Origin of the sequence: Dendronalium sp. ChiSLP03b (assembly GCF_034531165.2) — a bacterium.
Lineage (GTDB): Bacteria > Cyanobacteriota > Cyanobacteriia > Cyanobacteriales > Nostocaceae > Dendronalium > Dendronalium minutum.
Map to the genome: position 1 here is coordinate 18,712 of NZ_JAVRBR020000104.1, position 26,971 is coordinate 45,682.

At 44.3% G+C, this 26,971-nt stretch carries 27 protein-coding genes; 14 read left to right on the top strand and 13 right to left on the bottom strand.

Features of this window, described 5'->3' with window-relative positions; genetic code table 11:
• Positions 1–13: 13 nt before the first annotated feature.
• The 5 genes from RMY31_RS24255 to RMY31_RS24275 all read right to left on the bottom strand — a co-directional run bounded on the left by RMY31_RS24255 (position 14) and on the right by RMY31_RS24275 (position 4,764).
• Complete coding sequence (locus RMY31_RS24255; protein WP_012408944.1) at positions 14–241, bottom strand: ferredoxin family protein; 228 nt, start codon at positions 239–241, stop codon at positions 14–16.
• A 23-nt stretch (positions 242–264) separates the two neighbouring features.
• Positions 265–774 (bottom strand): GNAT family N-acetyltransferase, encoded by a 510-nt coding sequence (locus RMY31_RS24260; protein WP_322661118.1) that lies wholly within the window; start codon positions 772–774, stop codon positions 265–267.
• 13 nt (positions 775–787) lie between these two features.
• Positions 788–2,503: a fumarate reductase/succinate dehydrogenase flavoprotein subunit gene (locus RMY31_RS24265; RefSeq protein ID WP_322661116.1), complete on the bottom strand. Its 1,716-nt coding sequence runs from the start codon at positions 2,501–2,503 to the stop codon at positions 788–790.
• Positions 2,504–2,545: 42 nt separating this feature from the next.
• The gene (locus RMY31_RS24270) at positions 2,546–3,583 is read right to left on the bottom strand and encodes a sulfonate ABC transporter substrate-binding protein (protein ID WP_322661114.1); all 1,038 of its coding nucleotides are present in this window, start codon (positions 3,581–3,583) and stop codon (positions 2,546–2,548) included.
• A gap of 431 nt (positions 3,584–4,014) precedes the next feature.
• Positions 4,015–4,764, bottom strand: coding sequence for an SDR family oxidoreductase (locus RMY31_RS24275; protein WP_322661112.1), 750 nt, complete (start codon positions 4,762–4,764; stop codon positions 4,015–4,017).
• A gap of 747 nt (positions 4,765–5,511) precedes the next feature.
• Between RMY31_RS24275 and RMY31_RS24280 the strand changes: the two genes are divergently transcribed.
• The 9 genes from RMY31_RS24280 to RMY31_RS24320 all read left to right on the top strand — a co-directional run bounded on the left by RMY31_RS24280 (position 5,512) and on the right by RMY31_RS24320 (position 16,458).
• Complete coding sequence (locus RMY31_RS24280; protein ID WP_322661110.1) at positions 5,512–5,871, top strand: hypothetical protein; 360 nt, start codon at positions 5,512–5,514, stop codon at positions 5,869–5,871.
• Positions 5,872–6,044: 173 nt separating this feature from the next.
• Positions 6,045–6,866, top strand: coding sequence for a class I SAM-dependent methyltransferase (locus RMY31_RS24285; RefSeq protein ID WP_322661108.1), 822 nt, complete (start codon positions 6,045–6,047; stop codon positions 6,864–6,866).
• Positions 6,867–6,944: 78 nt separating this feature from the next.
• On the top strand, positions 6,945–8,309 hold the full coding sequence (locus tag RMY31_RS24290; protein WP_322661106.1) for an LLM class flavin-dependent oxidoreductase: 1,365 nt from the start codon (positions 6,945–6,947) through the stop codon (positions 8,307–8,309).
• A 182-nt stretch (positions 8,310–8,491) separates the two neighbouring features.
• Positions 8,492–10,030, top strand: coding sequence for an amidohydrolase family protein (locus tag RMY31_RS24295; protein WP_322661104.1), 1,539 nt, complete (start codon positions 8,492–8,494; stop codon positions 10,028–10,030).
• 98 nt (positions 10,031–10,128) lie between these two features.
• Positions 10,129–11,127 carry an aldo/keto reductase gene (locus RMY31_RS24300; protein WP_322661102.1) on the top strand — a complete coding sequence of 333 codons (999 nt, stop codon included), beginning with the start codon at positions 10,129–10,131 and terminating at the stop codon, positions 11,125–11,127.
• 36 nt (positions 11,128–11,163) lie between these two features.
• A complete protein-coding gene (locus RMY31_RS24305; protein WP_322661100.1) occupies positions 11,164–12,231 on the top strand; it encodes an aliphatic sulfonate ABC transporter substrate-binding protein in 1,068 nt (355 codons plus the stop codon).
• 109 nt (positions 12,232–12,340) lie between these two features.
• Positions 12,341–12,850, top strand: a complete 510-nt coding sequence (locus tag RMY31_RS24310; protein ID WP_322661098.1) for a GNAT family N-acetyltransferase — start codon at positions 12,341–12,343, stop codon at positions 12,848–12,850.
• A gap of 108 nt (positions 12,851–12,958) precedes the next feature.
• On the top strand, positions 12,959–14,848 hold the full coding sequence (locus tag RMY31_RS24315; protein ID WP_322661097.1) for an ABC transporter ATP-binding protein: 1,890 nt from the start codon (positions 12,959–12,961) through the stop codon (positions 14,846–14,848).
• Between the two features lie 545 nt (positions 14,849–15,393).
• Entirely contained in the window at positions 15,394–16,458 is a 1,065-nt protein-coding gene (locus tag RMY31_RS24320) for a sulfonate ABC transporter substrate-binding protein (RefSeq protein WP_322661095.1), read from the top strand.
• Between the two features lie 177 nt (positions 16,459–16,635).
• Here the strand turns inward: RMY31_RS24320 and RMY31_RS24325 are convergent, their stop codons facing one another.
• The 5 genes from RMY31_RS24325 to RMY31_RS24345 all read right to left on the bottom strand — a co-directional run bounded on the left by RMY31_RS24325 (position 16,636) and on the right by RMY31_RS24345 (position 20,509).
• Positions 16,636–17,910 (bottom strand): MFS transporter, encoded by a 1,275-nt coding sequence (locus RMY31_RS24325; RefSeq protein WP_322661093.1) that lies wholly within the window; start codon positions 17,908–17,910, stop codon positions 16,636–16,638.
• Positions 17,870–18,349 (bottom strand): MarR family transcriptional regulator, encoded by a 480-nt coding sequence (locus RMY31_RS24330; RefSeq protein WP_322661091.1) that lies wholly within the window; start codon positions 18,347–18,349, stop codon positions 17,870–17,872. Before RMY31_RS24330 ends, RMY31_RS24325 begins: the two co-directional genes overlap by 41 nt.
• A gap of 19 nt (positions 18,350–18,368) precedes the next feature.
• Positions 18,369–19,223, bottom strand: coding sequence for an ABC transporter permease (locus RMY31_RS24335; RefSeq protein WP_322661089.1), 855 nt, complete (start codon positions 19,221–19,223; stop codon positions 18,369–18,371).
• Entirely contained in the window at positions 19,180–20,034 is an 855-nt protein-coding gene (locus RMY31_RS24340; protein ID WP_322661087.1) for an ABC transporter ATP-binding protein, read from the bottom strand. The genes RMY31_RS24335 and RMY31_RS24340 overlap by 44 nt, the downstream gene beginning before the upstream one ends.
• Before the next feature lie 64 nt (positions 20,035–20,098).
• The gene (locus RMY31_RS24345; RefSeq protein ID WP_322661085.1) at positions 20,099–20,509 is read right to left on the bottom strand and encodes a VOC family protein; all 411 of its coding nucleotides are present in this window, start codon (positions 20,507–20,509) and stop codon (positions 20,099–20,101) included.
• Positions 20,510–20,727: 218 nt separating this feature from the next.
• Between RMY31_RS24345 and RMY31_RS24350 the strand changes: the two genes are divergently transcribed.
• Positions 20,728–21,261 (top strand): MgtC/SapB family protein, encoded by a 534-nt coding sequence (locus RMY31_RS24350; protein ID WP_322661084.1) that lies wholly within the window; start codon positions 20,728–20,730, stop codon positions 21,259–21,261.
• A gap of 93 nt (positions 21,262–21,354) precedes the next feature.
• Here RMY31_RS24350 and RMY31_RS24355 read toward each other — a convergent pair whose 3' ends face one another.
• A complete protein-coding gene (locus RMY31_RS24355) occupies positions 21,355–21,804 on the bottom strand; it encodes a protein tyrosine phosphatase family protein (protein ID WP_322661082.1) in 450 nt (149 codons plus the stop codon).
• Positions 21,805–22,026: 222 nt separating this feature from the next.
• Here RMY31_RS24355 and RMY31_RS24360 point away from each other — a divergent pair, with 222 nt between their 5' ends.
• Entirely contained in the window at positions 22,027–22,782 is a 756-nt protein-coding gene (locus RMY31_RS24360; protein WP_322661080.1) for a dienelactone hydrolase family protein, read from the top strand.
• 212 nt (positions 22,783–22,994) lie between these two features.
• On the opposite strand, the gene RMY31_RS24365 is transcribed toward RMY31_RS24360, so the two are convergent.
• Entirely contained in the window at positions 22,995–23,234 is a 240-nt protein-coding gene (locus RMY31_RS24365; protein ID WP_322661078.1) for a hypothetical protein, read from the bottom strand.
• A 203-nt stretch (positions 23,235–23,437) separates the two neighbouring features.
• Between RMY31_RS24365 and RMY31_RS24370 the strand changes: the two genes are divergently transcribed.
• The 3 genes from RMY31_RS24370 to RMY31_RS24380 all read left to right on the top strand — a co-directional run bounded on the left by RMY31_RS24370 (position 23,438) and on the right by RMY31_RS24380 (position 26,768).
• Complete coding sequence (locus tag RMY31_RS24370; protein ID WP_322661076.1) at positions 23,438–24,385, top strand: D-2-hydroxyacid dehydrogenase; 948 nt, start codon at positions 23,438–23,440, stop codon at positions 24,383–24,385.
• A gap of 18 nt (positions 24,386–24,403) precedes the next feature.
• Complete coding sequence (locus RMY31_RS24375; protein WP_322661074.1) at positions 24,404–25,420, top strand: aliphatic sulfonate ABC transporter substrate-binding protein; 1,017 nt, start codon at positions 24,404–24,406, stop codon at positions 25,418–25,420.
• 238 nt (positions 25,421–25,658) lie between these two features.
• Positions 25,659–26,768, top strand: a complete 1,110-nt coding sequence (locus RMY31_RS24380; RefSeq protein WP_322661072.1) for an LLM class flavin-dependent oxidoreductase — start codon at positions 25,659–25,661, stop codon at positions 26,766–26,768.
• Here RMY31_RS24380 and RMY31_RS24385 read toward each other — a convergent pair.
• On the bottom strand, positions 26,755–26,883 hold the full coding sequence (locus RMY31_RS24385; RefSeq protein ID WP_409878291.1) for a hypothetical protein: 129 nt from the start codon (positions 26,881–26,883) through the stop codon (positions 26,755–26,757). The genes RMY31_RS24380 and RMY31_RS24385 overlap by 14 nt on opposite strands.
• Positions 26,884–26,971 lie beyond the last annotated feature (88 nt).

The following is a 26,971-nucleotide window of genomic DNA, read 5'->3' on the forward strand; positions in this document are numbered from 1 at the left end:
TTGAAGAGAATATTTAACGTAATAAAAAGGGAATCTGTACGGTAATCGCATTAGTAGGACATTCTTTTTCACAAGGCAAACAAAACCAACACTCATCATATTTCATATAAGCTTTACCTGTTTCTGGATTTTTCGCCAACACATCCAATGGACAAACTTCAATACAAGCGGTGCATTTTTCTAAACATTTCGATTCATCAACGATGACAGGAACATCTATTCTTTGATTAATTAATGCCATACAACTACTCCATGAGTTTGTAATTAAACTGTTAAGCGATATAATAAATGGGGTAAACCTGCGCGAATCATCTCACGTTCGTATTGAAATCCCAATTTTTCCATAACTCTTTGTGAGGCTCGATTAGTCGTTAGAGTAAAGCAAATAATCTCCGGTAAATTCAGTAGTTCAAAACTAATTTGCAAGATTTTTTCACCCATTTCTGTTGCTAATCCTTTACCCCAAAATTTAGCCATTAAAGCGTAAGCTAATTCCACCTCTTCGTTACCTTCTACATAAATGTTCCGAATACCAGCACGACCAATAAATTGATGATTAACTTTATCTCGAAATACCCATAATCCAAATCCATAACACTGCCAATGATTCAAGTTATTTAGGATTAAAAGCCGTGTTGCTTCTTCAGAACGAATACCACCTAGAGTTGCCATAACTTGCGAGTCTCGATGCATACGATAAAGTTCATGCAAATGCTGAAATCGTAGACGTTCCGCAAGCAGACGATGGGTGGCAAATGTTTCTATTAACTGCATTATTTTAAATATTTTACCTGACAGCTACATTGTATAATTCTTTGACTGTATCTACTTCCACAATGTAAGGAGCGACAGGACGTTTAAACAATACCATTTCCCCTGATTCATCTTTCTTTAAGTTGACATGGCAAAACCACTCATCATCATTCTTTTCGGGGTAATCTAAGCGGTAATGATAAAGTCCCCAACGAGTTTCTTGACGATATAATGATGCTCTGGCTGCCATTTCTGCACAGTCTCGAATAAAATGCACTTCCAGAGAGCGCATCAATTCATGAGGGTCACGAGCGCCCATTAAATCTAAGGTTTGTTGATATTGGATAAAATGTTTCAAACCGATCTCAATTTTATTACCTGTTTTTGGCGGTTGGAGATAATCATTAACTAAGCGTCTTAATTTATATTCAATTTGGGTATGAGGTACACCATTAGGGCGAGCTAATGGGGCATAAATTCTGGCTTTTTCTGTTTCCAAAAACTCTGTATCTGGTTCTAGAAAATCTAAATCTTCGATATATTCAATGGCATGAGTTCCGGCTATACGACCGAAAACAAATGCCCCAATCATGTAATTATGGGGAACGCTAGCCATATCTCCGGCTGCATATAAACCGGGGACGGTTGTTTGAGCATTTTCATTCACCCACACGCCAGAAGCACTATGACCGCTACATAAGCCTATTTCAGAAATGTGCATCTCTACGCCGTGGCTGCGGTAATCTTCATTTCTACCTTGATGAAAGCGTTCTCTACTTGGTCTTTCATTCGCCCAAAGTATGGATTCAATTTCCGCAATTGTATCTTCATCAAGATGGGTCATTTTCAGTTGGACTGGCCCTTTCCCAGAGTTTAATTCTTTCCAGATTTCCAACATCATTTGACCACTCCAATAGTCACAACTAATGAAGCGATTTCCTTCGGCGTTGGCTGTATGTGCGCCAAAAGGCCCGGCAACATAAGCACAGGCAGGGCCGTTGTAATCTTTAATTAAAGGATTAATTTGGAAACATTCAATGTTGCTGAGTTCTGCACCTGCATGATAAGCCATTGAATAGCCATCACCGGCATTGGTAGGATTTTCGTAAGTGCCGTAGAGATAGCCGGAAGCAGGTAATCCTAATCTGCCGCAAGCACCCGTACATAAGATGACGGCTTTGGCTTGAATGACAATATAATCGCCGTTTCTAACATCAAATCCGACTACGCCAATAGCACGTCCTTCTTTGACTAACACGCGGGTTGCCATGACGCGATTTGTGACTTTGACTTTGTGGCGTTTGACTTGGCGGGTGAGAATGGTTTTGAGGTCTTTACCTTCTGGCATAGATAAGACATATTTACCTACACGATGCACTTGTTTTAAGTCATAGTTACCTTGGGCATCTTTTTGAAATTTCACACCCCAACTTTCTAATTCTTGGATGACTTCATAACCTAATTTGCCTGTTTGATATACGGCTTTTTGGTTGAGAATACCGTCGTTAGCAAGAGTGATTTCGCGGACGTATTGTTCTGGTGTGGAATGTCCAGGAATAACTGCGGTATTCACGCCATCCATACCCATTGCGATCGCACCACTGCGACGTATGTTAGCCTTTTCTAAAATCAGTACCTCTGCATCTGGATTCGCTTGTTTAGCTTTAATACCAGCCATCGTCCCGGCTGTACCACCACCAATGACAAGCACATCTGTTGCGATCCATTGAGTATTAATCTTTATATCCATAATCCCTAGATTTAGAAATTATTTGTACTTCCTCTACTTTCTTCAATTTCCTTTCCAAACGATTTCGCTAACATTGATAGATTTCGGTATCAACTTGATTTTGTAGAAGGTATCGGCAATCTGCTGTTGTCCGCTAATCACTTCATCTGTGATTGGTAATACACCATACTCCCGTCGCTTTTCTGCGATTTCCAGAACCCTAGCATCAATACCCAATTCTGGTGCAAGAAATTTAGCAACTTCTGTGGGATTATTTTGTGCCCAGTTGCTTGTTTTTTTTACTTCATCGATAACTGTTTTCAAAGCATCGGGATGCTTTTGGGCAAAAGATTTAGCGGCTAGATAATAACCACGATTGGGTGCTAGTCCAGTTGCATCAGTCAGAGTGCGTGCGCCTGTGGCAGCAACAGCCGCAGCTAAGTAAGGATCCCAAATTGCCCAAGCATCAATATTATTACCCTCAAAAGCCGCACGAGCATCGGGAGGTTGGAGAAAAGCTGGTTTAATATCGTTATACTTTACTCCTCCTTTTTCTAAAGCTTTTACCAATAGGTAGTTAGTATTTGAGCCTTTAGCAACAGCAACTCGTTTACCTTTGAGGTCTGCAAGGGTTTGAATAGATGAATTTTTCGGTACAAGAATTGCTTCCGCTTTGGGACTCCAAGGATCGTAAGCAACATAAACCAAGGGAGTACCCGCAACTTGGGCAAAAATCGGTGGCGATTCACCAGTGTATCCAAAATCAATACTCCCAGCGTTGATTGCCTCTAACATGGGCGGGCCAGAAGGAAATTCAGCCCATGTCACCGAGGCACCACTCTTCTCAAAAGCTTTCTCCAAATCTTTTTGTGTTCTTATGGCGTTGAGAATAGTTGCTGCTTTTTGATAGCCAATACGAACCACAACACCTTGATTTGTGGAGTTTTGGTTTGCTGTCTGGGTTGCCGCAGAGTTACTTGCGTTGTCAGGAGAACAAGCAGAGATAATCAGACTCAAGCCTAAGCCCAAGGTAAAGAATAAGGCAAATATGCAGATTCTAGATATCTCATTATTCTGAAGAAAGTTGCTAACAATCTTCATAAATCGATTTCGTAAATACTTAGTCAACATCAGTACATTTACAACATAACTAGAATACTACGATAAACCTAGCAATTTACTGTATTTTATGACAAAATATTTACATAGATAACCGGCAAATGCAAGATGCTAGGACTAGGCCTCTAAATAAATACGAATGTAAGGGTGTAATATCAAGTCCGGCTAATTATTTATAATTCCCGAATCTGTGCAGAAAGCCCAAAAACCCTTCCCCTCTGCCCCTCTGCCCCTCTGCGGTCTTAATGATAAGTCTTTAACCGGACACAATATAAGGGTGTAGGGAAGCAGGGAGAGATAAGGAAGAAATAACTCCTAACTCCTGTACAGACGCGATTAATGAGCCAGCGCGTTGCAGGGGTTCCCCCCGTTGTAGCGACTGGCGTCGCGTCTGTACTTCTAACTCAGCGATCTTAACGTTCCTGCTGAGTTGGTCGAATCAGAATTTCATTCACATTAACGTGTTGCGGCTGAGTCACAGCATAAACGATCGCGGCTGCAATATCCTCGCTTTGCAATGGTGTGATTGCCTTCAGTCGTTCTTCACTGATTTTTTTTGCTACAGGATCGGTAGTATGATTATTGATTTCTGTCTCTACCAAACCTGGCTCGATGATGGTGACGCGGATATTATCTTTTAAAACTTCTTGCCGCAAGGATTCTGATATAGCATTCACACCCCATTTAGTTGCGTTGTATATACCGACACCTGCACGGGCTAGACGACCTGCCACTAATGAGATATTGACGATATGCCCCACACCTTGGGCTTTGAGAATAGGTAAGACAGCATGAGTTGTGTAAAGCAACCCTAGAACATTGACATCAAGCATTCGTCGCCAGTCTGAAGTATTGCCGCCATCAATATTACCAGTCAGCGCCACACCAGCGTTGTTGACAAGGATATCTATTCGTCCCAACTCTGCATTTGCCTGGTCGATTAAGTTGTTAGCCTGTTTTTCGTCGGTGATATCAGTAACGATGGGCAATGCTTGACCCCCACTGGCTGCAATGGTTTTTGCTAGTTCTTCCAGGCGATCGCTTCTTCTGGCTGCGATCGCCACTTTGGCCCCTTCTGCTGCCAAGGCGATCGCTGTCGCTTCACCAATCCCCGAAGAAGCTCCAGTAATAATTGCTACTTTGCCGTCTAATTTCCCTGTCATAACTCAATCCTTAAAGTTTGGATTCCTGTTTATGGAACTAAGAGGTACAATTTCCGCTCGTTATCTCATCAGCAAAAATTGGGCTTGTATCATCATTGGTTAGCTGAAATGAAAGCGACGACTAGCTCTCCAGTTAAATTGCAGTCCGAAGTTATCAGTTTTGGTAGGGTTTTGCTGAAAAGGATTCCTGGCAAAAGGGTTTCTTGAATGAACAGTTTTTTACAAAGGCTGAATAGTGTTAAAAGATTAAGCACAAGCCTACAGAGGCGCAAAGTGGGATGCTCTCTGGAGAACTTTGTTAGCCTAACTAGTTGCTGCTCAAAAAATACTAAAGATTTATCGATATTTAGTAGTTTTACTATTTACTTTGGATATTTGCATAATTTATGTAAAAACACAAGCTCCTCTAGATAGATTATTTGTGATTTTTTTTAGCAAACTTGTGTTAAGTAGTACTTGCATTTTTCTTGTAAGTGTGAAAAGCTTGGTTACAGAATAAACTACGGTAAATCAATCGAGTTAAAGTATTTTATAAGAAATACACTACAGTATTTCACTTGCTGACTACTTAGCCAGAGCCTCAGAAAATATTCATGGGGTAAAGATCTATTGTGTACCTGATGCAAGTAGTAAAACTCCCAATCAACAAATTTTTGGCGTTGCTGAGTGAAAAAGTAGAAAGTGAATTTCACGCCTAGATTAAGCAGCGCCAGATTTTTCCTGATATTCTCTGTTTAGATGCAAACTATGATGACAATTGCATTAGAACGTCCTAAAAAGACTAAATCGGCTCAAATACGTAAGAAATTTGGTTATCCCATCATTAATACTGATGTCCAGACTCAGGAATTTCCCCCAGCATTCTTAGATTATTTAGAGCAAGTTACTGGAAGTGCAATCGCAGAGAATTTTCAAGAACACTTGCCTGGTTCATCGCGTTCTAAATGGTTCAAGCAAACTTGGGAAGAATGTCGGAATTATTGTACTACACGTCCTGCTTTTTGGACTCGTTCTACTAACGATGCTGTAGATTTAGCCACAATTAGCATACCCAAGTTACTCCATGAACGGTTGCAAGAAGCAGGTACAGACTTTGCAGTTGTGTAGCCCAAGACAACTATGGGACGACACATTGGTAATGAAGAAATCCGGCAGGCAGTATGGTCATATTCGTAGTCCGATTCCAGCCTTTAAGAGGGAGACAAGGGAGAATTTACTTCCCCTAACCCTCTGCCCCTCCACATTGTCTCAACAATCGATAATTTACGCCGACCTAACTTATGACCCAACTAAAAACACTTCCTACCTATGACCCAACATTATTTGAGGGTGCTGCTGAGAGCTACGCTCAATATAGAACTAAATACCCACCTGCCGTATTCGATAAACTAACCGAAGTATTTAATCTCAATGGTCAGGGACGACTTCTAGACTTGGGTACTGGGCCAGGTTTAATTGCAATTCCCCTACGAACCAAATTTCAGGAAGTAGTTGCGATCGATCCCGATCCAGAGATGCTCAAAGAAGCACAACGCCAAGCAGCAGCCGTAGGAGCAAATAATATTACTTGGCTAGAACAAGGAGCAGAACTAATTAACCCTAGTTTAGGGGTATTCAAACTAGCTACCATTGGCAGAGCCTTCCACTGGATGGAACGCGAACTCGTACTTGAACGCCTTTATGAATTGCTTGCAGATGATGGTGCGATCGCACTGCTAAACACTGGTGATAACCCTTGGGTAAGTTCTCTACCCTGGAAACAAGCTGCTGTTGGAGTAGTGAAAAAATGGTTAGGTGAAGAGCGACGAACTGGACAACGAGGACAAGGCACTCGTCAACCAGTCGATCCGCCCCACGAAATTGTAATTGCCAATTCAGCTTTTGCTCGCCAACAAGTGTATGAAGTGCCATTTGAAAAATCCTGGACAGTCTCCAGTTATCTTGGCTACTTATACACCACAGCCTTCTCGCTGAAAATTTTCTATGGTGATAAAGCTGAACAATTTGAAGCAGATATCAAAGAAGCATTACTAGCAGTTGAGCCTTCTGGACACTTTACAGAAGAACTCAAAGCAACAATTCTAGTGGCCTGGAAAAATTAGATACTTACTTTCCTGTCCACTGCGCTGAGGCAGCCCCATCTTCGCAGTTTCCGTCGTTAACGCAAAAGAAAAAAGCAGATGAGCAAAACACGAAAATTTCGTTTAGGTGCATTCATTCAAGCCACCGGACATCATGTTTCTGCTTGGCGACATCCTGATTCACAAGCAGATGCAGGTTTTAATTTCGAGCATTACAAGGAAATTACCCAGACTGCCCAACGTGGCTTATTCGACGCAGTTTTTCTAGCAGACAGCCCAGGAGTTTGGGGCGGCGCTCCGGAAACTCAGAAACGCAATGGTAAACTTGTCCATTTCGAGCCGGTCACACTCTTCTCGGCTTTGTCCTCCGTAACCCAAAACATCGGCTTCATTGCCACCGCCTCGACTACATACGAAGAACCTTACACCTTGGCACGTAAGTTTGCCTCCTTGGATCACTTGAGTAAGGGTCGGGCGGGGTGGAATGTAGTCACCACAGGTAATGAGAATGCCGCACGTAATTTCGGCCTTGAGCATCACCCGGAACACAGCCAGCGTTATGAGCGTGCTGAAGAGTTTGTAGAAGTGGTGAAAGGACTGTGGGATAGCTGGGAAGATGATGCCTTCATCCGCGACAAAGAATCTGGTATCTATTTCGATCCGAATAAACTGCATGTACTCAACCATAAGGGTAAACATTTTTCTGTCAAAGGCCCTTTGAATGTCGGTCGTCCACCCCAAGGCTACCCAGTGATTGTACAGGCTGGAGCCTCTGAAGCCGGACGAGACCTGGCTGCGCGTACTGCTGAGGTAATTTTCACTGCCAATCAAACCCTAGCCGATGCCCAAGAATTTTATGCTGATGTCAAAGGTCGGCTAGCGAAATATGGGCGCTCTCCAGAGGATTTAAAAATCATGCCTGGCGCTTTCCCAATCATTGGGCGTACCGAGTCAGAAGCTCAAGAGAAGTATGAATTCCTGCAATCGTTGATTCATCCCGATGTGGCCTGGGGTATTTTAAAGAACTATTACAAAGGTGTCGATCTGTCGAAATATTCCCTAGATGATGTAGCTCCCGAACTGCCCAACGACACCAACACCAACAAGAGTCGTCTCAAACTAGTTAGGGATTTGGCTACTCGTGGCACTCTGACCCTGCGTCAGTTGTATCTCTCTCTGGCTACCGCACGCGGTCATCGCACCATACTTGGTACTCCCGAAAGCATTGCCGACCAGCTAGAGGAATGGTTCAACAATGGTGCGGCAGATGGCTTTAATATCATGCCGCCAATCCTACCCACAGGATTAGATGACTTCGTTAACCTAGTCGTTCCCGTCCTCCAGAAACGCGGACTTTTCCGTACCGAATATGAGGGCAGTATCTTGCGTGAAAACCTGGGGCTGCGTCGTCCGGGCAATCGTTTTGCTGCTAAACAAGTGGATGAGAGATTGGTGTTGGCGTAAGTAAAGTTTTTACAAATGGTTAAGCCATACCTTTTAAAGCGCACCTTTTGCAGATCGCCGCCTAGGCATTGCATATTTGCGAAATGATTCTTTCTCACGCAAAGGCCTCCGTGCCTTGGGAACTCGTCCACCCTTCGGGTTCTGACTTCTGCCTTGTTTGTAACTTTTTGAAGGAAAAAAACATGACTGAATATAGCCGATTGAAGAGCTCACCCTCTGCCGCAATTAGAGCAACCCTTGATTATCCGGTAATTGACACCGACGTTCACACTAATGATTTCACTCCGGCTCTTGAGGATTACATCGCTAATTACGGCGGTACGAAACTCGTGGACGAATTACGCAAGGCCGAAGCCTCCCGTCTCAACTCCAAGAGCAATGGTAAAGATTGGTATCAACAAACGCCTGAAGAACGTCATTACAACCGCACAATTCGATCGCCTTGGTGGGCGAGAGTCACCCGCAACACTTTGGATCTCGCCACTTACACCCTCCCCGAATTGTTTTATGAGCGTCAGGCAGAGCAGGGGTCAGACTATTCGGTGCTGTTTCCCAACAATGTCCTCGCACCTGCTGGAGCAAGTCAAGAGAACCGTCAAGCACTGCAGCGTGCGGTCAATCATTATCACGCTGATATTTATCGGAAATATAGCGATCGCCTGACACCGGTAGCTGGCATCCCCATGAGTAATCCTCAAGAAGCTATCGAGGAGCTAGAGTTTGCCGTAAAAACACTAGGGCTAAAGGTGATTAATATTCCTGGTGGTGTGAAACGACCAATTAAGGCGATCACTGATAAGTATCCAGCTGCTCAATTCCCCGAAATCGCCAAACATGCTTCTTATATCGACTTTTACGGACTAGATAGTGAATACGACTACGATCCTTTCTGGGCTAAGGTCGTCGAACTGGGCGTACCCATTACTACCCATTACGGCAGTCAGGGGTGGACTGGACGCTCTTCCATCAGTAACTACATGAACAACCATATCGGTCACTTTGCAGATGGTTCGCAAGCATTTGCCAAGGCGCTATTCTTTGGTGGTGTTACCAAGCGTTTTCCCCAGTTGCGCGTAGGTATGCTCGAAGGCGGTGCAGATTGGGGTGCCCATGTCTACATCCATTTGGTGGATCGCTTCTCCAAACGCAATCTCAAGGGACTGCAAAACTACAACCCAGACCTGACTAATGCTGATGAATTGTTTGAGTTGTTTGAGCGATTTGGTGGCGAAATTACTCAAGGATATTCCCTCAGCAAAGAGGAATTAACTAAGAGTGTACTGGGTTCTTCATTCAGCCGTCATAGCCGCGCGCCGATTGGTAGCGAATTGGAAGATTTTGCAGCCGCAGGCATTGAAACAATTGAAGACATCCGCGATCGCTGGGTGAATAGTTTCTTCTTTGGTTCCGAGTCCGACGACCGCACCATTGCAGCAGCATTCAACGACAAAGCCAATCCGTTGGGTGTCAAGATTAACGCCATCTATTCCTCGGACGTTGGTCACTGGGATGTGCCCGATCTCACCGCCCCCTTGGCTGAAAGCTGGGATCTGGTGAAAGAAGGCGTGATTTCTGAAGCTGACTTCAAGTCCTATGTATTTGCTAATCCCTACAAGTTTTATACCGAAGCCAACCCTAATTTCTTCAAGGGTACAGCGGTTGAATCTAAGCTGGGTAACATCGAATCCCAACAAGTGGATAAGAGCTTAGTAATAGCATAAACAAGAGGGGAAAAGGGTAAAGATTATTTTGCCCACCAGGGGCGAGGCTTTAAACCTTTTCCCAGTCTCCAATTCCATCAACAACGACAAATACTTCCATGACGTTACCAACTACTAATCTCGGTAAAACTGGATTGACCGTTTCGCGCCTCTGTCTTGGTACTATGACCTTCGGATTGCAGACAGACGAAGAAACCTCAAGGCGAATCCTCGACACCGCCGCCGATGCTGGCATCAACTTTCTTGATACAGCCGACGTTTATCCGCTTGGGGGCGGTCTTCCTACTGTTGGTAGCACTGAAGAAATCGTTGGCCGCTGGTTGAAAGGGAAACGCGAACATTTTATTGTGGCTACTAAATGCGTAGGTCAGGTAGGCCCTGCGCCTTGGGATCGGGGTGCTTCGCGCAAACATATTCTGGATGCGATCGATGCTTCTTTAAGACGACTGCAAACTGATTATGTAGACTTGTATCAATTGCACTCCGACGATACCTCAACTCCCCTTGATGAAACTCTAGAAGCATTAGATACGGTAGTTCGTGCTGGTAAGGCGCGCTATATCGGGGTTTCCAACTTCTTGGCTTATCGACTCAGCCGTGCCTTGGGTCGCGCCGATGTCCGTAATCTAACTCGCTTCGTCTCGATTCAGCCCCGCTATAACCTATTGTTCCGCGAAATTGAGCGGGAACTATTGCCCCTGGCGAAAGAAGAAGGGCTAGGTGTAATTTCATACAATCCCTTGGCGGGTGGTTTGCTCACCGGCAAACATAGTCTTGCTCAAGGCCCCACCGCAGGTACACGTTTCACCTTGGGTGCTGCCGCAGAACGTTATCAAGAACGCTACTGGCGCGATCGCGAGTTTAATACTGTTGAGGAATTACGCACAGTAGCAGATTTAGCTGGATTGTCACTCACTACCCTAGCAGTAGCTTGGGTGCTGGCTAATCCGATTATCACTGCCCCGATTATTGGCGCTAGCCGCGCAGAACAACTTACTGACACCCTCAAGGCTGTAGAACTGAAGCTTGACGACAGTTTGAAACAAAAGCTAGACGACATCACCAGCGAATATCGCAGAGGAGATGCTCTACGTTAACAACAAATACGATCGCTATCTCATGGATAAATAGCTATGATTAAACGCCGTCGTTTTCTCAATGTTGCTACATCAAGTCTATGTGGTTTTTCTACGGCATATCTGTTAAATAGTTGCAGCCCACAAAGCTCACAGAATGCAGTGCAAACCTCTTTTTCAAATAGTAATACCGCCAATCTAAATTACTCTGATATTAAAACTAAAGTTCTCAACATGGGGTATCAGAGTGCAGGGGATCTGTTCAGAAATCGGAAAGTTTTAGAGAAACGCTTAGAGCCACTGGGAATTGAGGTAAAGTGGTTGCAATTTGCCCAAGGGCCTCAACTCATGGAAGGGATGCGCGCAGGTAGAGTTGATGTCGGATCTGTAGGAGAAACGCCACCAATTTTTGCCCAAGTGGCTGGATCAGATCTTGTTTATGTCGTCGGTACACAAAGAACCCCAACTACAGGGAGAAGTAGTGTGATTGCCGTTCCGCTAGAGTCCCCACTCAAGAGGTTTGAGGAGATTAAGGGACAAGAAGTTTATTTTCAAAAAGGTTCAGCATCGCACTATTTTATGCTGAGAGCTTTGCAGTCCATTGGCTTGACTATCAACGATATCAAAATCAAAAGTATACCGACAATCGAGGCGCGGGGTGCTTTTCTCGAAGGTAGAATTCCAGTTTGGATGACAGGAGATCCGCACTATGCGATCGCTGAAAAAATGGGGCGAATTCGAGTCCTCAGAGATTCTGTCGGGCTAGATTCTCCTGGTGGTTACTATATTGCTGAAAGGAAGTTTGCCCAAGAAAATCCCGGCTTGCTAAAAATTATCATTGAAGAGCTTCATGCTCTTGATAAATGGGCAGAAGCAAATCGAGATGAAGTGAAAAAATTGATGATTACTGAACAAAAGCTTGATGAAGACGTAGCCGCAAGGGTGATGTCTCGTCGCACTTTCGCAGGACGCAGAGGCCTCAGCCCAGCACTGATTGCGGAACAACAACGTGTGGCAGATTTGTTCTTTGAAGCGGGTGTCATACCGAAGAAAATTAACATTCGAGATGCGTTACTTCCGGCTGATTTGTATGCTGCAATCACACCACCAGAAATTATGGTCTAGTAATTTTATAGCGCTTTTCAAACTCTCCAATCCCCGTCTCGGTTGTAAATCTTGCTAAAATCTCCACATTAGTCAGACATTTGTCACCCTTAAGCTCCTTAAGAAAGTAATGTTTTGGTTAGAAACACAACGCCTCATCCTTCGAGACTTACAGCCAAACGATGTGCATCAACTTGCGCCAATACTTGCAAATCCACGAGTAATGGAATTTTCTCCTACTGGAATTCTTTCAGCTTCCCAAATACAGGCGAAAATAGATAGTTTCATAACTTCCTACAAAACCTTGGGATTTGGCAAGTGGGCTGTCATTTTCAAAGAAACTAACCAATTGATTGGTTCCTGTGGAATTGCAATAGTGCAAATTGACAATGTAAACGAACGAGAGATTGGATATCGACTAGATCCAGAGTTTTGGGGTCAGGGGTTAGCAACTGAAGCAGCATCAGCAACAATTCAATACGGATTTGAGCAACTTAAATTTCCGTACATTTTCGGCATTGTTAAACGAGCAAACATAGCATCGGTGAGAGTGCTTGAAAAGTTGGGTATGAGATACGAAAGAGGAACGATATTTCATGGAGTTGAGATGGATATTTATCGGTTAGATGTCATTTATTAACAAGATATTGAAGCCGCGAACAGAGTCTTCTTACTTCATTTTGATGTTTGTCGCTACTCAATTGAATTGTTAGGGAAAAGCTAAAATGATGCTACAAGTTCAACTTTCATGACGAAAAAGTCCAGAAAATCCAAATCTTTTCAACGTGCTGCCGATGCACCAGCCTTGCCAGCGACTCCATTCAGGTTCATTTGCTATTTCGTTAACCAGTTCCGCTGGTGGTATGTAGTAATGGTGATCCTGGAGGTAGTACACGCGACCTGCGGCATTATGTTGCCTTATGCCATTGGTGAGATCATTCGGAGCGTGACGCGATCGACGGGGGACAGCAAGTCCATTTTTGATGTCGTGAGCCAACCCTTGATATTGTTCACCGCCTTGAGTGTGGGTGAAGTGGTATTCGGGCGATCGGCTGGACTCTTGCAGACTATCCTTCATCCGATCCACCGACAGCACATTGTCCGCTCCCTATATGCCTACTTACAACATCATTCACATCGTTACCTCAGCAGCAGTTTTTCCGGGGCATTGGCACATCGGATTAGCGAAACCTCTTTGGGTGTGACCCAGACGATGCAAATGCTGATTACTGAATTTATGCCAGTAATCATCGTCTATACTGTCGCCACAATGTTACTGTATCGCGCCTATCCTCCGCTGGCTGCACTCGTGGGGGCGTGGGCAGTTCTCTTCATCAGTATTTCGTTCTGGCTGGCAACTCGCTGCCGAATTTACTCCCGAAAAGCCGCAGCCGCCAGAAGTGAGACAACTGGCATCATTGTAGATGCAGTCACAAATCTCACTAGTAGCCGACTATTTGCTCGCCTGGGTTTTGAACGACGTTATTTGAATGACCAATTAACGCATGAACTCAAACAGGTGAGAAAGTCCAATTGGTACTCGGAGCGAATTCGCTGGTTTCAGTTTATCTCAGCAGCAGTCCTGAAAATTGGCACTTTGTATTACTCGCTCTCACTTTGGAGTCAGGGAACGATCGCAGCTGCGGATTTCGTCGTAGCAACTAGTCTGTCGCTGTTAATCATTAGTGAAGCACGCAATTTGAGCCGACGCTTTCTGGAATTTTTTGAACATATCGGTAATGTCGCCAATGGTGTCTTCACTATCATTCAACCCCATGAGATTATCGATCGGGATAGTGCGATCGCTCACTCAATCACCCAAGGTAAGATTGAATTTCGGCGAGTGAATTTCAGCTACTCGGCTGGGAAAAAAGTATTCGACAACCTTTCTATTACCATCCAACCAGGTGAGCGTGTCGGACTGGTTGGCTTCTCTGGTTCTGGAAAATCCACCTTCGTCAATCTGATTTTGCGTCAATTCGACCCACAATCAGGACAGATTCTCATTGATGGGGTCGATATTCGAGACATGACTCAGGATGCCCTACACGCCCAGATCAGCTTGATTCCCCAAGATCCATCTCTGTTCCATCGGACGTTGCTGGAAAATATTCGTTACGGGCGATTGGAGGCAACCGATGAGGAAGCCATTGAGGCGGCACGCCAGGCTTATGCTCACGATTTTATCGTGCAGATCAAAGAGGGTTATGATTCTTTGGTAGGCGAACGCGGTGTCAAACTGTCGGGAGGACAGAGGCAGCGCATTGCGATCGCTCGGGTGATCCTCAAAGACGCACCGATTCTGATCTTGGATGAAGCCACTTCCAGCCTTGATTCGATCACCGAAAAAGCCATCCAAGATACCCTAGATTTAGCGATGAATGGGAAAACGGTCATTGTGGTGGCCCATCGGCTGTCTACTATCGCCCATCTAGACCGCATTTTAGTGTTTGACCAAGGTCGCATTGTCGAAGATAGTACCCATGCCAAACTGCTAGCACGCGGCGGTGCTTACTATAGGTTATGGAAAATGCAGGCAGGTGGATTCCTACCTGTAGAAGGCAACAATCAGAATCTATCCGAACTGCAAACAGGATACAGCAGAATTCAGGATTCAGAATTCAGAATTCAGAAGTAAAACACGCTTTATACCTAGCTTTCAAAGCTAGGTTATGTAACTCACCCTGCGGGTGACGCTCGTGCCGACGCTCGTTCGCTCTTAGTTAGCGTCTCACGCCACTTGCTCCACTTGGGGAAACCCCAAGACCCACAAGGGGTGACGCTCCTGCATCGCTAACGCTGCGCTAACGGCAGTTCCTCTTTGGGGAAACCACCATCGCTCTTAGCGTCTCCCCTTGGGAGAAGACCGGACTGCCTCACCGCAGTGGCTCCCCTTGGGAGAGGACTCGCGCAACGCTTGCGCTAACAGCACTTTGCTATCGACGCAAACCCTTACGGATTCGGCAGTTCCTCTACTTGGGGAGACCCCAAGACCGGACTGCCGACGCTCGATGACTCGCTACCGCTTCGCTAACACCGCCAAGACAGCAAGTGCTTCACCGTACTGTTTCACCGCGCTGCTTCACCAACTTGAAATTTGCTGTAGTTATGAGTATCGGAGCGCAGTCAGACAACTCGCCTAATTTTTGACTTCGATTTTATCAAAATCATTTTTTGCAAGTTATGACTAAACTATTCAACACTCAACGCCGCCGTTTTATCAAGCTTGGTATAGCAGGTTTATTAGGTTTATCAACTTCATTTGCCATCAGTAGTTGCAAGACAAATACCCAGCAAGCAAAAACATCTGCTACTACTACAAATGTGGCTGCTAGTGGGATTAAAATCAATGTGTTGCGGATGGGCTACCAACAAGCCGGTGATTTAGTCAGAGTATCTGGTGTTTTAGAAAAACGTCTAGAACCCTTGGGAATCAAAGTAGAGTGGCTGCAATTTGCCCAAGGGCCACAACTGATGGAAGGTATGAATGTCGGCAAAATCGATTTGGGATCGGTAGGCGATACGCCACCTATTTTTGCCCAAGCAGCTGGTGCCAATATTGTTTATGTTGTAGGCCGGAGTCCTGCAACAGGAAAAGGAAGTGCGATCGCTGTTCCTCCCGAATCGCCACTTAAAGAGTTGAAGGACATTAAAGGGCAGAAGGTAAACTTTCAAAAAGGGTCTGCTTCACACTACTTTATCCTGCGTGCTTTAGATGAAATAGGTTTGAAATACGAAGATATTCAAGTCATAAGTATGTCTAGCATAGAAGCTCGTGATGCTTTTCTTCAAGGTCAGATTCCTGTCATCGTATTTGGCGATCCACACCTTGCTATTGCAGAAAAACAAGGTAGAGTGCGTGTTCTCCGCACGGGAGAAGGGCTAGATTCTCCTGGTGGATACTATATTGCCGGACGTAAGTTTGCCACAGAAAATCCAGAACTGTTGCGAATTGTCATTAAAGAAATGCACAAGATTGGTAAGTGGGCAGAAGAACATCCTCAAGAGACAGCAAAACTGCTTGCACCTAAAACAAAACTTGCTTTGGATATACAAGAAAAGGTGGTTCGCCGTAGCAGCTTTCAATTAACTCCAATGGATGCTAAACGCATCAAGGAACAACAACGAGTCATCGATTATTTTTACAAAAATGGCTTGTTACCCAAACCTCTCAATATTCAGGAAACATTGCTGACTCCCGAACAATATGCTGCAATTACACCAGCCTCTCTTATTAGCCAGCGATGATAGTAAAAGTGACTGGGGACTAGGGATGAGATTGGAGAAAGGGTAAGGGGGCAGAGGTAAAGGAGAAGAGACAGAGGATAGTTACCGATATATTTTCTTGTTCGCTTTTCCCTTTTCGCTTTAACCTTTTCCCCCCTGCTCACACAGTGATGGGATATTTTTTTAGTTGGAAGTCCCTTAGCTACCCTCATACTCTTGTAATGCTCCTAGTTTGGCAATTCCCGGCCAGATTGCAGCTACAGCAATTACCACTGCAATCGTGCCAATTCCACCACCAACTACAGAGATGATTGGGCCAAATAAGGCTGCTGTTAAGCCTGATTCAAAGCCTCCTAACTCGTTAGAGGCACTAATAAATACACTATTGATGGCCGCAACCCGACCGCGTAAATTATCTGGCGTTCTAATTTGCACTAAGGTATGGCGAATTACAACGCTAATCGTATCTAGTGCGCCACTCAGTACTAGCATTAGCAGTGATAGCCAAAACCAACGAGATAGCCCAAAGATAATTGTCACAACGCCAAAGCCAACTACTGACCAGAGTAATGCTGGCCCAGCTTGGCGTAACGGCGGCAAATACGCCAGTACAATCGCCATAAACAAAGCACCAATGGAGGGCGCTGCTTGGAGGTAGCCCAACTCTAATGGCCCTACCTGCAAAATATCCTTGGCGAAGATGGGTAGTAGGGCGATCGCACCCCCTAGCAAGACTGCAAACATATCTAAGGTAATGGCTGCTAAAATCAATTGATTTTCCCAGACAAACTTAGCCCCAGCGGAGAGTGCTTTGAGTGAGATTGGTTCTGTGGAACGAATTGTTTTTTGTTTTGAGATCGCCGCCGTTAAGATAAAACACATAAATCCAGCGATCGCAGCTAGCACATACACCCCTGTAGCACTTCCCAAAAAAGCAATGCCAAATCCTCCCAAAGCTGGGCCGATGACTGAGGCTAACTGAAAGCTACTACTATTCCAAGTGGCTGCATTCGTAAAGGCTCTGACAGGTATTAATTGCCACATCAATGCATCACTGGCAGGCTTTAAGAAAGCCCTGGCGATACCTGTTAATGCCAAGCAGGTGTAAATTAAAACTACTGCGCCCTGAGTCCAGGAAAGTACCGCCAAAGCTAGCGAACATAAGGCTAATAAAAGTACTGACAACAACATTGTCAGTTTGCGATCGCGGCGATCGGCGACATCACCAGTAATCAAGGTGAGGGCAATCATCGGCAAGACTTGGGCTAATCCAACACCACCTAATGCTAAAGCTGAATTTGTGCGATCGTAGAGTTCCCAGCCAATGGCCACGGTCTGCATTTGTGACCCAACGAACAAGAGTAAGCGCCCAATCGTAAATAGGCGATAGTCTCGAAACCTCAGCGCTGCAAAAGGATCGTGTTTTGCAGACTTAGTGTTGGGGAGGTTTAATTTCCGTTTGCTCGAAGACATTTTTTAGTAGAGCCAACCCTTCTTCTATATGGGAAATTTGTTCTTCTGTAAGACCTGTCAAAAGGTCGGCAATATGAGCGCGAGTTTGGTCTTGGGATTGCTTTAAATGATGCTTTCCCTCTTGGGTCAGATTGAGGAGAACTCGCCGCCGCTCTTGCGGATCGTCACTACGTTGCACCAAGTTGCGTTGTACTAGCCGTTCTGTTGTCGCTGATGCTGTCGCACAGGTGACACCTAGATGCTCTGCCAAATCAGATAAGGAAGCACCTGGACTGCGGTTGAGAAATGCTAGCGATCGCAATTGCGGTATAGATAAAGAAGCGGCATTATGAACTCGCATATCCGCTCGGATAAACCGCATCACTAACGGAATTGTATCCATCACTCTGGTAGCACATTCTTCAGAAGTTGCGCTTTGCAAAGGTTTACCAAGAGTCATGGGCTATTTATTCTCCTAATTACATTGCTACTCGTGGATAAAGTCGTCCACAGATTAGGGTCAAGCCTATTAATGTTAACAAGAGAATTGTACAGTCCCAACCAAAGCCATAAAGACTAGTTCCATTTGCTAACATCGTGCCACGTAATGCGTCCACTTCGTAAGTCAAGGGATTAACGTGAGATAGGAACTTTAACCAGTTCGGCATGATAGAAATGGGATAGATGGCATTACTAGCAAAAAACAACGGCATAGTTAACAACTGCCCAATTCCCGTCATCCGTTCTCTAGTTTTTACCAAACAGCCAATAATTAAAGAAAAAGTGCAAAAACAACCTGCTCCCAGCATGACAATTAATAGCACTTGGATAAAAGCTAGAGGATAAAGGTTGAGTTTGACACCTAACAGTAGTGCTAATCCATAAATGACAAATACCTGTGATAAACACCGTACTCCACAGGCTAAGGATTTACCTAATACCATTGCTACCCTGGGTGTCGGACTAGCCAAGAATTTATGCACAACTCCTAAGTCTCGCTCCCAGATCAGCGTCATCCCACCCGTAAAAATTGCGACAAACAACACGCTTTGGGCCAGAATACCCGCAGTCATGAAGTCTAAATAACGTAAGTCGCCTGTAGGAATTGCCCGAATACGGGTGAATACTTGCCCAAAGATTAGGAGCCACAGTGATGGTTGCACGGCTCGGACTATTAAATCAGTGGGATCGTGCCTTAGTTTCCGCACCTCCATTTCTGCAATTACAAGAGTTTTTGTAAATATCTGCATAATTGCAGAGATAAAATTGGCTCGGCGAGCAGGTTTTGCCTTAACCCAACCGTTGAGCTGTACGTCTGGTTCTTGCTGTATCACGGTAGTTGACTCCTGATGTTAATTGGTCTCCTGTGTAGTGAATAAAGACATCATCCAAAGTTGCATTCGGCTTACCCAAAGAAGCTTTTAAGTCGCTAGGTGTGCCTGTTGTCACAACTTGACCTTGCTGCATAATGACCACTCTGCTACACAGATTATCAGCCTCTTCTAAAAAGTGAGTAGTTAAAAATATGGTTGTACCGTAATCTGTACGGAGTTGTTGCACAAGTTGCCATACCTGAGTGCGGGCAATTGGATCTAGTCCTACAGTCGGTTCATCAAGGAACAAAATTCGGGGTTGGTGCATGATGGATTGGGCAATTTCTAGCTTGCGGATCATGCCACCAGAGTAGTTACGTACCAGACGATGAGCTGCTGCTTGCAAACCCATGAAATCTAGAACTTCTCGGATACACCTTTGCCTTCGGTTGGTAGGAATGTCATATAGCTTGGCAAAGATTAAGAGATTTTCGTAACCTGTAAGACTACCATCAGCAGAAAGAGCTTGGGGTACATAGCCAAATAGCCGCCTGACAGCCGCAGCTTGATGAGTTACATCATAGTCAGCTATAGTTGCTCTGCCTGCACTGATTGGTAGTAGCGCAGTCAACATCTTTATTACTGTGCTTTTGCCTGCCCCATTAGGACCGAGTAAGCCAAATACCTCACCTTGTTCTACAGTAATACTCAAATTATCTACGGCGATCGCTTTACCGAAGTAACGCGTCAGTCCTTGTGTCTCTAAAATCACTGCTTTAGGCTTACTATGAAGTGGTTCTGACAAATCAGCGTTTCCTCTAAGTGTTGTCACGACTTTAATGTGCTTCTAATATTTAGTTAATCTAACTATTAGGATCGCACATTTTATCTGAAAGTCAAGAGTCTGTTTTGTGTTGGGCGAATTCTGCTATTTCTATACGATTTCCACCAGGGTCGCGGATAAAAAAGCGATTGTACTCTGGTAAGGATTGGCGATCGCTAATATTTTCTACCCCATGAGCTTGGAGATGTATGGCGAATGCTTCTAAGCTGTGAACTCGGAAACATATATGCCGCCTAGATACTTGGTTATTTATCTGCTTTTCTATACCGACGTGGATCTGAATATCTCCCAGTAAATACCATGCGCCTCCATTAGCTTGGAGAGCCTCTGGTTTAGTAATTTCTGTGAGTCCCAAAACTTGGCTGTAAAAAAACAGCATGGCGTTCTCTGCTTCAGGAGAGGATGTCACCTGAATATGATCGATTGCATTCAGCCACACTTTGATTTCCTCCATTTGTTTCATGCTTGATTATGAAGTCATAGTGACTAGCTCTGTCTTGCGCCTCTGGGAATAATTGGGGGCAATAGCAGCTTATGTATATTAATTTACTTATTTTTAACTTTTTGTTAAATTAAAGTTAATGTTTACTAAACCTATTGATTTACCGTAGTTAGGCTTTTAGCCATAACTCTAGCAATAGGTGCAGAATTTCGTTCCATCTCTTTAGAAGGAATCTGGTAATGGGAGATATGTTGATTACCGCCAACGATTGGCCGCACATAGCATTTAGACTAGCTCTAGCACTTGGGGTTGGTTGCATGATTGGATTCAATCGTCAACAAGGGGGTAGACCGGCAGGAATGAGAACATTCATGTTGGTAAGCATGGGAGCAGCATTATTCGTGATGATTCCTTTGCAGGCTGAGGGTGATAGTCCCTATGCTGCTACCAACGCCTTGAGCCGAACGATTCAAGGTGTAGCTACCGGGGTGGGATTTCTCGGAGCCGGATTGATTCTACAAGAGTCTCCCAGAAAATCTGTGAGGCCAAAAGTACGGGGATTAACGACAGCCGCCTGTGTCTGGACTGCGGCGGGATTAGGAGCAGCAATCGGCTGTGGTTTATGGCCAATGGGATTAATAGGAGGACTACTGACCCTAATTACCCTGAGTGGAGTAAAACGGCTCAACCGTTCATTTGAATTTCTAGTGGGTCAGGACAAAAAAGGGGCTGCTGAGGATTTCATAAATACCTCTGATGATGACGATGATTGAGACTCACAATGACTTCTTCTGTAAGTATTTTGTTGCTAAATATCGCCCTGATGCTCAGAATCGCGATCTTAGAAAACTATACAGGTTGTAAAACTAACTTTTTTCTACTTGCTTGGTACTATATTTCTCCAGCAAGAATTGCTTGAGGTGTGGTTGCTCTAAACTAATTCCTAAGTCGGTGGCTTTTTGCGTGATTTGCTCATAAGTCAGACCTTCGTGAATCGCATTGGCAATCAAGGCAATTCCCGATGCTCTAGCACCAGCAGCACAGTGAATTAAGATCGGCTTCGGTAAATCCGCAATTTCCTGAAGTGCTGCCTTTGTTAACTCTTGATCTGGTTCTGTAGATTTCAAGGGGATATGGGCGTATTGCAGTCCAGCCGTTTCTGCTTGTTGTTGTTCGTTACTCAAGAAACCCTGCTCATCATTCAATCGCAGATTTATAACTGACTTAAACCCCTCAATTGCTGCTTGTTGTAATTGCTCCGGGGTCGGTTGTCCAGCCGAACTCAGATCGTTGCCGATCTTCTTAGTATTTATCATTGTTAATACACTAAACCGATAGATTTATCGTATTTTAACAGTAATATTATCAATCCTATTTCAGTTCATCAGCTTGGGATCTTTCCAGCAGGACTTGCCTTTCTGGCTTGGTTGTGGAATGATGCTTTATATAAAATACGGTAAATCAGTCGCATTGCCGTAGTATAGCTATAAATATCAAGAACAATCCACTCTCAACAAGATTGTAAACTACACCCTAAAATGACAAGCACAGAAATTCGTACAACTCAAGTTAAAGTCCCAAACGCTGATTTGCAAATTGATGCTTACTTAGCTGAACCAGCAAAAGAGGGAACTTTCCCCGCCGTTATTGTGATTCAGGAAATCTTTGGGGTTAATATTCATATTCGGGAAGTTGCCGAAAAGTTTGCCAAGGAAGGGTATGTGGCGATCGCTCCCGCGCTCTATCAACGTACTGCTCCTGGTTTCGAGGCTGCATACACTCCAGAAGATATCCAGCGTGGCAGAACCTATAAAGAGCAGACCACAGCAGAAGAAATATTGAGCGATATTCAAGCCGCGATCGCCTATTTGAGAACTTTGCCAAATGTCCAAGGAGATGCGATCGGCTCTATTGGTTTCTGCTTTGGTGGTCATGTTGTCTATTTAGCAGCCACTCTACCAGACATTAAAGTTACCGCTTCTTTCTATGGTGGAGGGATTACCAACTCTACACCCGGTGGTGGTGAACCCACTATCACCCAAACTTCCAAGATTAAAGCCCCTATTTACGCCTTCTTTGGCACTGAAGATAAAGGAATCCCCTTAGAACATACAGAACAGATTGAAGCAGAGTTAAAGAAACATCAGATTCCTCATGACATTTTTCGCTATGTTGGCGCAGAACATGGCTTCTTCTGCAACCATCGCGCCAGCTACAATCCCGAAGCTGCGGCCGATGCTTGGCAACAGGTTCTAAAACTATTCCAAAGAAACCTTCAGTTGCAAACAGTTTAGATATCAGGCGTTGCTGAATATAAAAAGACATCACTGTTCGGCAAGTTTTTGCTAAGTAATCCAGCAGAATTATTTAAACAAGGGCAATGGGCAATAGTTCTTGACTTATCGCCTGACTTCATTTGTAATCAATTTTGCTTAACTACTTATTACTCTTTTAACGTTGTATGAAGATAGTCCTTGATTTTCCGAAAAAAGTGTGTAAAGCTTTTTTATATACAAACTACGGCAAATCGACCGATAAATAGTAGTAGTTTTTGGAGTGCGATCGCCAAAGGCAGGGCAAGATTATCGCACGCAGTCATCATTGCTACTGAAGGCTGTGCTTTTTTAAGCCAAGCACTAGGTTGCAATGTGTTGGGGATGGATCGGTTACAGTGTTTGAGGCTGGTGCGAGAATGTCGGAGATGGAACTTTCTAAGCTTAGGCATCGCACCTGCTTTTTTACTCATTAGCAAAACTCAGATTTGATAAAAGCAGAAGAATTAGGTACTAGGAACAAACTGGCGATCGCCTAAGCTTAATTTTCTATCTTTAATCCAAAAGATGAAATGTCATATTTGCATTAATTTTGCCAGAATAATATCTGCAACAAAGCATTGGATGCACTGCTGAAAATTTACCGAAAAAGCGACTATTAAGGGAGTTGTCAGCTTTGAAAATTATTCTACCAATAGACGTTGCTACAGAACTTGAGCCACATTTACCTGATGACATAGCAGTTGTGCGTGTGGATAGTGAAGGCAACTTGGATGGCGATGCTACAGATGCTGAGGTTTACTTTAGCTGGTTTTTCCTCAAACTGACGACGTTGCATCGAGTCCTAGAATCTGCACCTGAACTGCGTTGGCATCATGCACCAAATGCAGGTGTAAATCACATCATTACACCCAAATATATAGAACGCAACCTGATTTTGACTAACGGTGCGGGGGTTCATGCGATTCCCATTGCCGAATTTGTCATTGCCTATATGCTGTCCTATGCCAAGCAACTACCCAGATTACACCAACAACAGACTCAACACCGTTGGCAAAAAGGTCTGCCAATTCAAGAATTACTAGATAAAACCTTATTAATTATTGGTGCAGGTGGAATCGGGCAAGAAATTGCTTCCCGTGCTAAAGCTTTTGGGATGCGGATTTTTGGGAGTCGCCGTCACCCACAACCACTATCTAACTTTGACAAAGTGGTAGGTGCAGATGAATGGAAAGCACTTCTGGGCGAAGCTGACTATGTTGTAATTGCCACACCTTTGACCTGGGATACTAAAGGCATGATTGATGCTGAAGTCCTGCGCTTAATGCGTCCCAATGCTTATTTAATTAATATTGCTCGTGGTGCAATTGTGGATGAATTTGCACTTATCAAAGCCTTGCGGGATGGTGAGATTGCTGGTGCTGCTTTAGATACTGTGTTCGCCGAACCGCTACCATCAGAAAGCCCCTTGTGGTCGTTACCCAACGTTTTTATTACACCTCACTGTTCTGGTAATTCTCCCAGAGTTAAGGAGCGATCGCTTGCTCTTTTTCTCGACAATTTCACACGTTATCGCCAGGGCAAACCTCTACGTAACATCGTAGATCAAAGAGCGGGTTATTAATTCATTAGTACTACTTTGATGATTCCTCTTTCGCAGTTAAGACGGCAGCAAATCGGTAGCTTTTTAGTTACAAGTTCGATCGCTGCTGGTTGCACTCAAACTACCACTAACTCTACAGCAATACCTGTAAGTAACCAAACTTCAGAAAAACCCCAAGTGATTCGATTGGGGTATCAAAAAGGTGGGGTGATTCCCATCGCACGTCAACGTGGCGAATTAGAGCGTCAGCTACTAACTCAAAATATCAAAGTAGAGTGGAGTGGCCCCTTTGACCGTTGTGCAACACTCCTGCAAGCCCTCAATAGTAATCGAGCTGATATTGGTGGGTGTGGTGATATTCCTTCCATCTCTGGAATTGCTGCTGGACAGCCTCTTTGTATCGGTTCTTTACAGCGTCCTCAACCAGATTCTTTAAGCAATGCCATCTTAGTTCGTGGTAATTCCTCTATTAGGAAACCTGATGATTTAGTAGGTAAAAAAGTCGCAGTTAATCAAGGGGGTGCAGGAGAATATTTGCTATTAAAAGTTTTAGAAAAAGCAAATATTCCCAAAGAAAAAGTCCAGCGAGTTTATCTATCGCCAAATGATGCTGCACCAGCTTTGTACCAAGGTGCTGTTGATGCTTGGGCAGTTTGGGAGCCTTATATTTCCATTGCTCAACTAGAAAATCATGCACAAAGAATTACCACTACTCACCCCGCTCCTACCTACGGTGTGATGGTGGTTCGCACTGATGCTGCTAAAGAAAATCCCGTGGTAGTGAAAGCGGCTCTGACTGCTTTGAGTCAGGATGGAGAATGGCTGAATCAAAATACTGATGCGGCGGCAGCTTATATGGTTAAACAGCTAAAAGTTTCTGATGCTGTGGCTAAACAGGCGACTAAGAATCGAGGTCGAGAATCTTACGTTTTTCCTAGTGATGAAGACATCAGCAATCTGCAAAAAACTGCTGATTGGCTATTAGAGCAAAAAATTATTCCTCAACGAGTAGATATTGCAGCTGCGGTGTGTCCTTTGGAAAGTGCAAGTAAATAGTAGATATGTGAAAGTTAGTTTTTTTGACGAACCACATAGACGCGTCAGCGGTGAGGTAGTGCGTTGGGCGGGTTCCCGCAGGGTAGGACGCGAAGTAAAAGAAAAAGATTAAGAATTTCAGCAAGAAATTAGAATCACTACTCTGTGAAATTCAAAAGTTAAAGCTCTAACTTTCTATGTCTGTAGCGAGACAAATTCATATTCCCAATTTGTTAATTAAATATAGGAGTAAAACTGTATGCCGCTTGAATTTATTGGCATGATTGGCACGCGAGAAGCATCAGAATTACATGGTACTGCTGTATCGTTAACGGGAGGAAGTATAGATACTGCTTATGTCCGCAAGTTTGCAAAAGTCCATGAAGATGGTGGATTTGACAGGGTGCTAGTTGGATACAGTTCTACAGGGCCTGATGGTTTTAATGTTGTGAATTATGCGGCCAATGTCACAGAAAAACTGAAGTTTTTATTGGCTCATAGACCGGGTTTTGTCGCTCCTACTTTAGCAGCACGCAAGCTGGCAACTTTAGATCATTTTACTAGTGGTCGCGTTGCTGTGCATATCATTACTGGTGGTAGTGATGCCGAACAACAACGGGATGGTGATTGGCTTGACCACGATACCCGCTATCGTCGTACCGATGAATATCTCGACATTGTGCGGCGAGTCTGGACAAGTGAGGAACCATTTGATTATGAGGGTGAGTTTTACCAAGTTAAACAAGCATTTTCGGAGGTCAAACCATTACAAAAACCTCATCTTCCTATCTACTTTGGTGGTGCTTCTGGCGCGGCTGTAGGTGTCGGTGCAAAACACAGTAATGTCTATGCTTTTTGGGGAGAACCGATCGCTGCTATTAAACAACGCATTGCTGAAGTCAAAGCCGCCGCACCACCAGGAAAGTCTTTAGGGTTTAGTGTTTCCTTACGTCCGATTTTGGCTGAGACGGAAGAGAAAGCATGGGAGAAAGCACGATATATTCTCTCGCGTGTTAAAGAAAACCGTGCTAAAGCAGGGATTCAACTGCCATCTGGTACTTCAGCCAGACCCCAAGCCGTTGGTTCGCTGCGGCTGCTGGAGTTTGCTAAAGATAGCGAAATTTACGATAAGCGTCTGTGGACACCTATTGCAACTGTTACAGGAGCCTATGGTAATACTACTGCTTTGGTAGGAACTCCCGAACAAGTAGCAGAATCATTATTTGACTATTACGAAGCTGGAGTGACAACACTTTTGATTCGTGGTTTCGATCCGGTAGAGGATGCGATTGCCTATGGTCGAGATGTGATTCCGTTAGTACGCCAAGAAATACAGCGACGAGAACAACAAACAGCTACCATTGCCTAGGATGCCAAACAAGGACAGCAACAGCGTCCCCAAAAATTACTTCCCATTTTTGATGAGGCGATCGCATCTCAACAAGAGGTCGCTGATACTTTTTTCCAAACGGGTAGGATTTCATTACAAGTTGATGTAAAGCCATTATGGGACAGTAGTTTTAATAAAGATATCGCCAAATGCAATTAGCACTGTCTCCATAAGGTAGGAGT